Origin of the sequence: Actinoplanes rectilineatus, from assembly GCF_000962825.1 — a bacterium.
In the GTDB taxonomy this organism is placed as follows: domain Bacteria; phylum Actinomycetota; class Actinomycetes; order Mycobacteriales; family Micromonosporaceae; genus Actinoplanes; species Actinoplanes rectilineatus.
Window position 1 is genome coordinate 40,385 of the sequence record NZ_JZKF01000048.1, and the last position, 9,927, is coordinate 50,311.

At 69.5% G+C, this 9,927-nt stretch carries 12 protein-coding genes; all 12 read right to left on the reverse strand.

Features of this window, described 5'->3' with window-relative positions:
• Nucleotides 1-827: 827 nt before the first annotated feature.
• Complete coding sequence (locus WH85_RS29880; protein ID WP_045745371.1) at nucleotides 828-1,733, reverse strand: nucleotidyl transferase AbiEii/AbiGii toxin family protein; 906 nt, start codon at nucleotides 1,731-1,733, stop codon at nucleotides 828-830.
• Complete coding sequence (locus tag WH85_RS29885; protein WP_045745372.1) at nucleotides 1,730-2,335, reverse strand: type IV toxin-antitoxin system AbiEi family antitoxin domain-containing protein; 606 nt, start codon at nucleotides 2,333-2,335, stop codon at nucleotides 1,730-1,732. Before WH85_RS29885 ends, WH85_RS29880 begins: the two co-directional genes overlap by 4 nt.
• A 153-nt stretch (nucleotides 2,336-2,488) precedes the next feature.
• Nucleotides 2,489-2,647, reverse strand: coding sequence for a hypothetical protein (locus WH85_RS29890; RefSeq protein WP_169792497.1), 159 nt, complete (start codon nucleotides 2,645-2,647; stop codon nucleotides 2,489-2,491).
• A gap of 310 nt (nucleotides 2,648-2,957) precedes the next feature.
• Nucleotides 2,958-3,407 carry a helix-turn-helix domain-containing protein gene (locus WH85_RS29895; protein WP_045745388.1) on the reverse strand — a complete coding sequence of 150 codons (450 nt, stop codon included), beginning with the start codon at nucleotides 3,405-3,407 and terminating at the stop codon, nucleotides 2,958-2,960.
• A 141-nt stretch (nucleotides 3,408-3,548) separates the two neighbouring features.
• Complete coding sequence (locus WH85_RS29900) at nucleotides 3,549-4,448, reverse strand: GlcNAc-transferase family protein (RefSeq protein WP_045745374.1); 900 nt, start codon at nucleotides 4,446-4,448, stop codon at nucleotides 3,549-3,551.
• The gene (locus WH85_RS29905; RefSeq protein ID WP_045745375.1) at nucleotides 4,445-5,368 is read right to left on the reverse strand and encodes a hypothetical protein; all 924 of its coding nucleotides are present in this window, start codon (nucleotides 5,366-5,368) and stop codon (nucleotides 4,445-4,447) included. Before WH85_RS29905 ends, WH85_RS29900 begins: the two co-directional genes overlap by 4 nt.
• Nucleotides 5,369-5,462: 94 nt before the next feature.
• Nucleotides 5,463-6,416 carry a hypothetical protein gene (locus WH85_RS29910; RefSeq protein WP_052720896.1) on the reverse strand — a complete coding sequence of 318 codons (954 nt, stop codon included), beginning with the start codon at nucleotides 6,414-6,416 and terminating at the stop codon, nucleotides 5,463-5,465.
• Nucleotides 6,413-7,333: a hypothetical protein gene (locus WH85_RS29915; RefSeq protein WP_045745376.1), complete on the reverse strand. Its 921-nt coding sequence runs from the start codon at nucleotides 7,331-7,333 to the stop codon at nucleotides 6,413-6,415. Before WH85_RS29915 ends, WH85_RS29910 begins: the two co-directional genes overlap by 4 nt.
• Nucleotides 7,330-7,836 carry a type VII secretion system-associated protein gene (locus WH85_RS29920; RefSeq protein ID WP_211275486.1) on the reverse strand — a complete coding sequence of 169 codons (507 nt, stop codon included), beginning with the start codon at nucleotides 7,834-7,836 and terminating at the stop codon, nucleotides 7,330-7,332. Before WH85_RS29920 ends, WH85_RS29915 begins: the two co-directional genes overlap by 4 nt.
• Nucleotides 7,824-8,399: a type VII secretion system-associated protein gene (locus tag WH85_RS29925; protein ID WP_045745378.1), complete on the reverse strand. Its 576-nt coding sequence runs from the start codon at nucleotides 8,397-8,399 to the stop codon at nucleotides 7,824-7,826. The genes WH85_RS29920 and WH85_RS29925 overlap by 13 nt, the downstream gene beginning before the upstream one ends.
• Nucleotides 8,396-8,992 (reverse strand): type VII secretion system-associated protein, encoded by a 597-nt coding sequence (locus WH85_RS29930; RefSeq protein ID WP_045745379.1) that lies wholly within the window; start codon nucleotides 8,990-8,992, stop codon nucleotides 8,396-8,398. The genes WH85_RS29925 and WH85_RS29930 overlap by 4 nt, the downstream gene beginning before the upstream one ends.
• Nucleotides 8,993-9,002: 10 nt before the next feature.
• The gene (locus tag WH85_RS29935; RefSeq protein ID WP_052720897.1) at nucleotides 9,003-9,896 is read right to left on the reverse strand and encodes a hypothetical protein; all 894 of its coding nucleotides are present in this window, start codon (nucleotides 9,894-9,896) and stop codon (nucleotides 9,003-9,005) included.
• Nucleotides 9,897-9,927: the final 31 nt, after the last annotated feature.

Below are 9,927 nucleotides of genomic sequence, written 5' to 3' on the forward strand. Positions count from 1 at the left end.
TCGGGTTCGTTGGTACAGCCCAGGCCGGAACGCCTATCCCCGCAACTGGCTGCCTTGGTATCAGTGGACGCTCCGGCGTCTTCCTCATTGGATCCGAGAGATGTGGGCACGGCGACGTTCGCGAAGGAAGCTGACTGACCAAGGACGTAGTCAGGCTCCAACAATCTAACTAGGCGATCCCCAGCGGTCGCTATCGTGACGATCGCTGTGGGTGGTTGCTGTACATCGTGCTTCCGGCGATCGCTGCCGCGCCGCTTCGCGGCTTGCCACTGGATTGGGTGGTCGCCGTGAGCGGGCGGCAGGACTCCGTAGGTCCGGGGTCATGCCGAGCCGCCCGGTCTTCCCACACGATGCAGAGGAAGTGCAAAGGGGAGGGTGGGAGAGCCGAGCTGACTGGAACTTCTCGCAGGTGAGCGGCCGGTAGAAGCTTCCTGGGCTCACCCATTCCTAAACCGCAGGTCGCAGGTCCGATTCCTGCCGGGGGCACATAGCTCTACCAGCGAAGCCGTTCGCTTGTTGATCGCACTGCTTCCCGCTCTCCGTGATGCCTACCAGGCGGCAGGTCAGCGGGATGCCTTCATCGAGTGCGTAAATAATCTTCGGGTCCGGCACGCCCGGCGGCCGACTTTCATCCAAACGCTCGACGGCGTGAACCTGTAAGCCGCGATCGACAGCCGTGTCAGCGAACCGCTCAACCGCTCGAACCCAGGGGGTAGGTAGCGGTCACCAGCAGCGCCTGGCCACCGGCGTAGATCTTTTGGGTGCCCCCGGCAGGATTCGAACCTGCGCTTTCGCTCCGGAGGGCGACGTCTGTTCGGCGGACTCGGTCAGTGCCTCGAAGGGATCCAGGTGCAGGTTGCCGCATCCCAGATCCAACCGGTTGCGTTGCCCAGCAAGACGGGGTCGGCGAATTCACCGATGGCGTCGAGGAGCAGACTGAAGTCGCTGGGGACTTCGTCGGTGAGGCGCTGTTTGCGTAGCCAGGCGGACCAGCGCGATTGGGCCCGGAGCGCGTAGTCACCCAGCGCCTCAGCCAAGGACGTGAGCCGCGCGTCACGATGCTCGGCTACCGTCCTGACCGCTGTTGTCAGCTTGCCGCCGGCGATGTCGTGGCGCCGGGAGAGGGTGTAAATATCGACGAAGTCACGCCAGCGTGTGTTCGCGGCGCCGCGTTGGAGAGCGGTGACCAGCTTCTCGGCGTGCACCATGGCGAGCGGGTAGCCGGTGACCCGGATGACGCCGTCGAGCAGGCGAGGAAGCGCTACCACCTGGGGTTCCGGCCAGATCGGATCGCCGACGTTGATGTCGACGTGAAAGGTCAGGCGTGCCACCGCCAGTTGGGCGGTGAGCGTGACCCGAACACCGCTGTACTCGTCCTGATCGCGGATGATCTCCGCGGTGGCTCCATCGGCGTCCATGACCAGGCCGTCGTCGATCGTGGTGTTAGCGATGCTCTGCACCGTCGCAAGCACGTGTTCGACCTCGTTGGACAGCTGCTGGCCCTGGAAGTCGACATCGCGGGTGGGACGTCGCACATCAAGAGCGGCAAGCAGAACCCCGCCTTTGAGTACGAGTCGGTCGGCATGTTCGGACTCGGCCAACCGCGCTAGGAAGCCCTCCAGCGCGTAGAGCTGATGCAGTTCGTCAGTGGGACGTTTGGTTCGGCGTGCCAGATTCTGTAGGTCCAGATATGCCCGGCCGGCGACGGTGGCGCGGGTCGGCCGATCGTTCACAGCAGGATCTCCATGGCCTCTCGTAGTGGCCGTTCGGCCGGCGGGAAGAGCCGGGCCATCGCGAGCAGTTCCGATGGCGAGGACTCGCGGCGACTCAGCCAACGGCGCAGTGCGCCGTAGAAGAGTTCGTTGCCTTCCCGGTAACGAAGCCGGGCCACATCGATGATGCACCGTGGTGCGGTGTACAGGCCGATGGAGGTCTCGCTATCGACCGGCACTGTGGTCCGGCCGGTCCCGAAGGTGTCAGGATCGAAGTGATGCCAGGTCACGGGTGCCTGGACAGCGGGGCGATACTTATCCCGGGGTAGGGCGACATCAATCGTGGCGGGAATCTCGTCAGTCAGCCCATGCCGGGCCAGCGCGCTGGTCAGGCACAGCGTGGCCAGAGGCGCTCGCCGGGCGATGTCCAGCAGGTCAGGGTCGGCGAGCTCGTCCGTGTCCATACGTCGGAACAGGCCACGGCTGATGGCCTCGATGAACCCGTCATCACGTAGCCGGTAGATCTGTCGCTTCGACAGTCCGCCCGCACGCGCTTGCGAGTACGTGAACGTGGCCGGAAGCCCTCGAAGGGCGCCACCGTCAGAAGCATTCCACGCCGACACGGGAAAAACTCTACACACATGCTACCGACCTGTGGAGACTACTTCCCGCAAGGGCAAGCGAGGACACCTACCCCCAAGACGAGCGCAGGACCCAATCCAACGAAACCAGGACGCGCCCTGGGTCGTGGTGTTGGTAACGAGTAGCAGCCTCGTCTATCGCCGGATCGAGACTGTGCCGCCGCTGAAGAGGTACAGGGACAGCTGCTCGGTGTCATGTTCCTCCCGCTCATGGCCGCCGTAGCCGTCGTCGGAGACGTATGGCGCGATGAGTTCGAGGATCCGGTAGATCTCGCCCATGTCGTCATCGAGCATGAAGGTACGGGCGTAGAACCCCACTCGCGGATCTCGCCAGCATGGTTGAAGCCGCGGACCTGGCGTTGCAGCCGAGCGACGTCACCGCCGGCCAGGTAGCTGTCGGGATCGGGCCGCAGCGTCTGGTAAGGAAAATCTTCGTCCTCATCCGGGATGTCGTCGGAACTGGATGGCTCAGCACCAGGCGATGCCTCATCATCCACCTCCGCAGGGTTGGCTTCGATGCCGCACAGCCAGCGGAGCGTGTCCAGGATCGGCTCAGGCGTCTGGTCCTTGAGAAAGAAGACCCTGGCCGTCGAGGTCGCCGCGCTCAGTGGGGAAGGTCCGCGGCCTGAACCGCGTCGGCAAGGCGTCGGCGGCCTGCCCGTCGGCGTTCTCTGCGTGCTTGGAACTCCAACACGTCCACCAGGCGCACCAGGCGATGCTTACTGTCGGGAAGGTGCTCCGACGGGATCTCGCCGGCGTCCAGCAGCCTGGCCACGAACGGGCGGGACAATCCGAGCAGCTCGCCCGCCTCGGCGGGGGTCAGGCAGACTTCGGTGGCGAGCACGGTGACACCATGCCCTTGCGACAGCTGACCTGCGGACGCGATCAGCACGGCCACCAAGGACTCGGACAGCGCGATCTCCTGCCCGCTGGGGAGCCGGAGGATCGCCTGGGAGAGTTCCGCCCCGGCGCGGTTGATCTCGGCGGCACGATCACGATCGTCGGAGGTGGGCTCAACGCGGGTCGCTTCGCTCAAAACGCTCGAACGCGCCATCTCGTCCTCCAGCTCCAGCTGTATCCGAAACAACTGTGACCGGAGGCTCCCCGGAAACCAACGCCGCGATTGCTGATGACTTCGGGCTCGGTGGATGAGCCCTCTCCGGGGCGCCGGAGTGCGTCGCAGGTCCGTGACGGGTCAGAGCGGGACGAGTTCCTGGGCCAGGGTGTCGGTCCAGGAACGGCGGGCGAAATTGCAGCCCGAGTGTTCGAGGAACTCGCGCAGGGTGCGGACCGGGCCGATGCCGAGCCGGTCGACCGGCGGGCTGTGCAGCATGTAGAGGACGCGGCGGCGGCTCAGTTCCTCGAGCCGGGCCCAGTCCTCGGCCGCGTGGTCGCTCCAGTGCCGGGGCTTGTCCTCGCGGATGTAATAGTGCCAGGTCAGCACCTCGGTCGGGTGGAACAGGTCGTAGCCCCAGGTGAAGGCGCGCAGGGCGAGGGTGATCTCCTCGCCGTGGAAGTAGATGTTCGGGTCGTAGGGGACTTCGACCGCGAACGAGCCGGGTGCGAAGAGGAAACCGGCGGCCAGGAAGATCGCCGGTTTGGGTGGTACGCCCGGTTCCGCGCCTTCGATGAGGCGCTGGCCGAAGATGGGAACCCCGAAGTCGGTCCACGTGTTGACGGTGATCTCGGCGGGTTCGCCTTCGCCGGTGAACTCCTGGTCCGGTTCGTAGCTTGCCGGGTACGCGGTGAGGATCGGCTTCTCCACGCCGGTCTCCGCGGCCATCCGGATCAGCCGGACGTCCCAGTCCGGGGCGAAGCGGGTGTGGCTGTCGACCTGGAGCAGCCACTCCTCGCCACCGTACTGCTGGAACGTCTTGTCCCGGGCCCAGCAGGCGCCCCGGCTCTCCCGGGCGTCGTACTCGTAGATGTCGACCTGCGGCAGGTCCCGGATCGCCGACACGTCCTCGTCACCGAGGTGCTGCCAGCAGACCGCGATCCGAAGTTCCTCCGGTTTCGCGGCTTTGGCGAGGCAGTCCAGGACCGTCGGGACGAGTTCCCGGTCGCGGTACGACGCGATCGCCACGAAGATCGTCATGCGACCGGGAAGACCGCGTGCGACTGGAAGAGGACGGCGATGGCGCGGTGCTCGTCGGCCGGGTCGGTGAACGGGAACAGCCTGCCCTTGGACCGGATGTGGGCGGTGAATTCCGGTTCCGGCGCCAGGCCGTACTCCTGCAGGTAGTAGCCGACCGATTCGGGCCAGAGCCAGTGGCCGTCGGTGCGGTACGAGATCGGGACGACGTCACCGCGGACCGGTTCGACCACGTCGGCGACCCGGGACGTGGTGGCCAGCACCGGCGAACCGGCGTCCAGGTAGGCCGCGACCTGCGCGAGGTCGTCGCCGGTCAGGCGTTCGTGGTCGGGGGTGAACCGGGCGCCGGCCGCGTCGACCACGTCGAAGACCCGGGCCAGCCGGATCGGGCCGGTGTCCCGGTCTGTCCAGATCAGGGCGCTGGAGTTGCGGGCCGCGGCGGTGTACGCCGGAAGCTTCTCGCCGGACGAGTACACCTCGACCAGCGGGGCGGTGATCCCGGCCGCGGCCAGTGCCCGCATCACCGCGGCTGCGGCCTGCGCCTTCGGACCGTTCGTCTCCAGTACGTACAGCGGGGCCGGCGGGATGACCTGCGCCGCCCATTCGGGGGCGATCCGCCAGCTGCGCCACAGGGCGACCGTGCCGGTCAGCTGCGCGGTGGTGGCCGCGGCGACCCGGTCGGGTTCGTCCATCAGGCCGTCCAGGCCGGTCAGGTCGGTCAGCGGCGGCGCCTGCTTGCTGAAGGCCCGCTCGCCCGGCTTGGCGGCGGTGAAGGTGAACGCCAGCTCGATCGTGCTCTCCGGCGCGGGAAGCGTCACCGTGCCGGTGTCGGCGAGCGTCAGCCGTGCCTCGGCCAGCATCGCGTCGGGGACCCGGCCGCCGAGGTTCAACAGGGCGGTGTGCAGCTGGTCCTGGTCGGTCATCCCCGCATTCGACCATGCCGGTGATCGAGGAGAGAGACCGCGGGGGGTCTCCTGCCCCAACGGACCGATCTTCCTACCCGTTCATGAAGGCGCGTCATGAGGGCACGGATATCAAGGAGCGGAGAGCCCGGTGTGTGGCCACCTCGGACGGCTCGGTGAAGGTGTGCTCCCGGCCGCGGATGTGGTCGAGGAGTTCCTGGTCGGGGCTCAGCGCGTACATGCTCAGGTAGTGCATGACCGCGTCGGTCCAGATCCAGCGGCCGTCGGTGCGGAAGGTCATCGGGATCAGGCCGCCGGCGTCCGGGTCGAAGACGTCCGGTTCCCGGACCGGGGTGCTCATCAGCACCCGGCCCTGTTCGAGGTAGCGCAGCACCCGGGCCAGTTCGTCGCCGGCCGACAGCACCGGATGGTCGGCGTCGAACCGGCCGCCCTGCACCGGATCCCACCCGTCGAAGACCCGGGCCACGGTGACCGGGTGTTCCGGCTCGGCGGCCCACAGCAGGGTGGCGTGGTCCAGGGCCAGACCCTGGTAGTCCGGCAGTGCGATGCCGGGCGCCCACACCTCGACTTGCGGCTCGGCGAGACCGGCACGGGCCAGTTCACCCTGCAGCCAGTCGGTCGCGCCGGGCAGGGCGGCCGGTTCCGCACCGGTGTGCAGCAGGTAGACCGGGACCGTCGAACGCCACGACCGCCAGAGACCCAGCGGACGGTCGATCTGCTCGAGGGCATTCACGGCGATCGCATCGTACGGGGACGCGGGCCCGGCCGTGAAGGCGTGCGCGGGTCGCACCCCACCGGACGCCGGAACGGCCCCGCCGAGCAGGGCGATCTCCGGGGCGCCGGACAGGACGGCGGCCAGGAGACCGGCGTCGTCGGGGTGGACCGGCACCCGTTCCCGGTGCACGACGTCGACGATCGAACGGGCCACCTCGGACAGCCGGCCCTCGGCCAGCTGGGCACGCAACCGGCAGACGACGTCGTCGGGCGTCCAGCCCGCCATCCGGAGCAGCAGCACGTGCAGGCGGGGAAGGACCGGGGTGGCGGTCACGGGAGTGCTCCGGCGCGTACCAGAGAGGCGAGTGCGCGGTGGACGGCGACGGTGTCCGCCGGGTCCTCCGGATCGAGCAGCCGCGCCCGCACGTGACGCAGCAGATCGGAATCGGTCATCGCGCCCTCCTCGAGCACCCGGTCGGCGAGCGTCGACGGCCACACCCAGGCGCCGTCGGTCCGCAGGTCGGCGGTCATCGGCTGGGCCGACCGCAGATAGGTGACCACCGGCAGGATCTCGTCGTCGTCCAGGACCGCGGTGGCCGGACCGCCGGCGGCCGTCCGCACCTCCCCGGCCGGCCATGGCGCCCAGATCAGCGCGGACCGCGACAACGCCGCCCGCTGGAACGCCGGCAGCGGCAGACCGGGCAGGAACACCTCGACCAGGCCCGCGTGCCCGGCCGCCGCGAGCGCGCGGTGCCCCCGCTCGGCGGCCTGCGGAAGCTCGTCGTTGGGCAGCATCGTCTCGACCAGGTAGACCCGGACCGCGGTCGCCTGGTCGCCGGGGCCGAGGTCGATCCGCCAGCTGCGCCACACCCCGGTGGTCCGCCGCTGGTCGAGCGTGCCGAGCAGCGCCTGGTCGAACACGTCGACGATCCCGCCCACCGTCTCGTCCACCACCAGGGGCGAGCTCTTGCCGTAGAACGGCAGGTCAGCCGGGGGGAACGGGATGAACGGCGTGGTGGGTGGCGCGTCCACCGCGTCGTCGGGGGCCGGCGCGGGCAGCGGCGTGCCCGGCGGCAGCAGCGTCGCCAGTGCCGCGATCTCCTCCTCGGCCTGCGGGAACGCGCCGAGCAGACGCGCCGCGCAGGCAGTCCCGTCACCGGCGGCGACCAGCGATCGCAGCTCGGCCAGCTCCTCGTCCGGGATCCGGCCGGCGGCACGCAGACAGAGCAGGTGGAGCAGACCGGCGCTCATGATCGCGCGGTCTGCCGGAGGAAGTCGGCGGCCAGCCGGACCGGTGCCGGGCCACCCGGGTTGACCAGGGCGTCGTAACCCTCGTCCGCGGTGATCACCAGCAGCTGGTCCAGGTCCACCAGGCGCCAGTCCGGTGCGGCCACCCGCTGCCGGTGCGGCGCGCTGGTCGCGACGATCACGCAGCGCACGTCGTCGGGCGAACGGTCCACCAGCGGGTTACCGTCCCCGTTCATCGCCAGGTCGAACGTCGAGTCGCGCAGGACCGTGCGCAGCTGCGCCATCTCCACCTCGCCGTCCAGCGCCAGCCGCAGCAGCGCGTCGACCGGGTCTGACGGCGAGTCCTCGAACCGCGGGAAGTACTCCGGGTTGCTGCGGAACCGGCCCATCGCACCGTCCGCCTCGACCGGCCACATACCGATCACCGCCTCGAACGGCGGATCACCGTCCTCGTCCGCCCAGGCCGGGTCGATCAGCAGCAGGAAATCGTCGTTCACAGCGTCCACGGCACGACCTCGAGCTGCCGCTCACCGAGGGACTCGCGGACCACCTCGTACGCCTCGGTGATCTCCTCGTCGCTCATCATCAGCGTCTCCCGGATGAAGTCGCCGATCAGCCGGAACGGCGCCGGGCTGCCCGGGTTGAACAGCACGTCCACCCGGTCCGGAAGCAGCGACACCAGCTCGGTGAGGTCGATGCGGCGCCACTGCGGCGCGCTGGCCTGCTCCCGGCGCGGCTGACTGGTGGCGATCACCATGCACGGCACGTCGTCCGGCGAGCGCATGACCAGCGGACGGCCGTCACCGTTGAGGGCCACCTCGAAGAGCGAGTCGCGCAGCACCAGCTGGATCTGCTCGGCCTGCACCTGCCCGCGCAGGGCCAGCCGGAACAGCGCGTCGACCGGGTCGGCGACCGCGTCCGCGTCGCGGGCACGGTAGTCCGGGTTGGTGCGGAACGCGCCGACCACCCCGTCCGCGCCGACCGGCCAGATGCCGACGACGGCACTCATGGCGAGTTCGTCCGACGGCCAGTCCGGGTCCATCAGCAGCAGGTAGTTCTCGGTGGTCATCGGGCGCCCATCTCCCACGGCACGACCGTCACGCTCTCCTCGCCACGGAACGTCGCCTGCAACGCGGCGACCTCCTCTGCGCTGAGGGTGGCGGTGTGCCGCAGGAAGTCGCCGGTCAACCGGACCGAGGCCGGGCCGTTCGGATTGATCATGACGTCGATGCCGTCGGCGAGCCGCTCGATCAGCGTGTCCAGCTCGATCCGGTGCCACTCCGGCGCGAACGTGCGGGCCTGATGCTGTGCCGAGGTCGCCACCACCACGCACGGCACGTCGTCGGGGGAACGCACCACCAGCGGGCGGCCGTCGCCGTTCATCGCCAGGTCGAGCAGGGTGTCCCGGAGGACCAGCTGCACCTGCTCCATCGTCGCGTCGCCGCGCATGGCCAGCCGCAGCAGTGCGTCGATCGGGTCGGTCGGCGACTCCGGGCGCAGCGGGATGTATTCCGGGTTGCTGCGGAACCGGCCCATCACGCCGTCCGCGGACAACGGCCACAGGCCGACCACGGACCGCATCGGCGGCGTCTCGTCCCCCTCGCGGCGCTGCCACTCCGGGTCCATCAGCAGGAGATAGGTCTCGTCCGGCTGGTCAGTCATGATTCTCCGATCAGGCACGGGTCAGCAGCACGGCCAGCGCACGGTGCTCCGCGGCGGCGTCGACGTCGACGGCGGCGTACCCGTTGGCCCGGATGTGGCCGAGCAGCTCACGGTCCGGGGCCAGCGAGTATTCCCGCAGGTAGTAGGTAACGGTCTCGGTCCAGATCCACTGGCCGTCGGTGCGGAAACTCAGGGGCACGACCGGCCCGCGGTCCGGCGCGAGGACATCGCCGGCGGTCCGGGTGGTGACCAGGATCGGCTCGCCGCCCTCCAGATAACCCGCGATCTGATCGGTCTCGGTCGCGGACAGGATCTCGTGGTTGTCGTCGAAACCCACGCCGGCCGCGCCGCCACGATCGAAGACCCGCGCCAGCCGCAGCGGCCGCCGATCACCGTGGGCCCAGAGCAGCGCGGAGGAGCTGCGGGCCAGACGGTGATAGGAGCCCAGATCAAAGCCGATGGGGTACGCCTCGAACTGCGGCGACTCCAGGCCCGCGGTGACGAGGACCCGCATCGCGGCGGCGGTCAGCCGGGCCAGCGGGGCGCCGTCGAGTGCCGCCTCGAGCAGGTAGACCCGGGTCGGCGCGGTCCCGGCCGGTTCCCAGGGCGCCGGAGCCCGCCACGAACGCCACAGGGCCCGCGCCCCGGATGCTCGGGCGACGGTCTCGACGGCGACACGGTCGACCGGATCCGGCTGCTCGGTCCCGGTCAGGTCCAGCAGGGCGGGGCCGTCCGGATCGGTGGAGGCGGAGAACGAGTGCGCCCGATCCACCGGGTCGGCCAGGGACGTCCGGATCCCGTCGGCGAGCCGCAGACGGGCGGCGGCCAGGACGTCGTCCGGCACCCGGCCGGCCAGCCCGAGGAGCATCCGGTGCGACCGCGCCACGGCGTCGTCGTCGTTCACCGTTCCCCCCGCTCCCGCCCGGCTCCGTCCG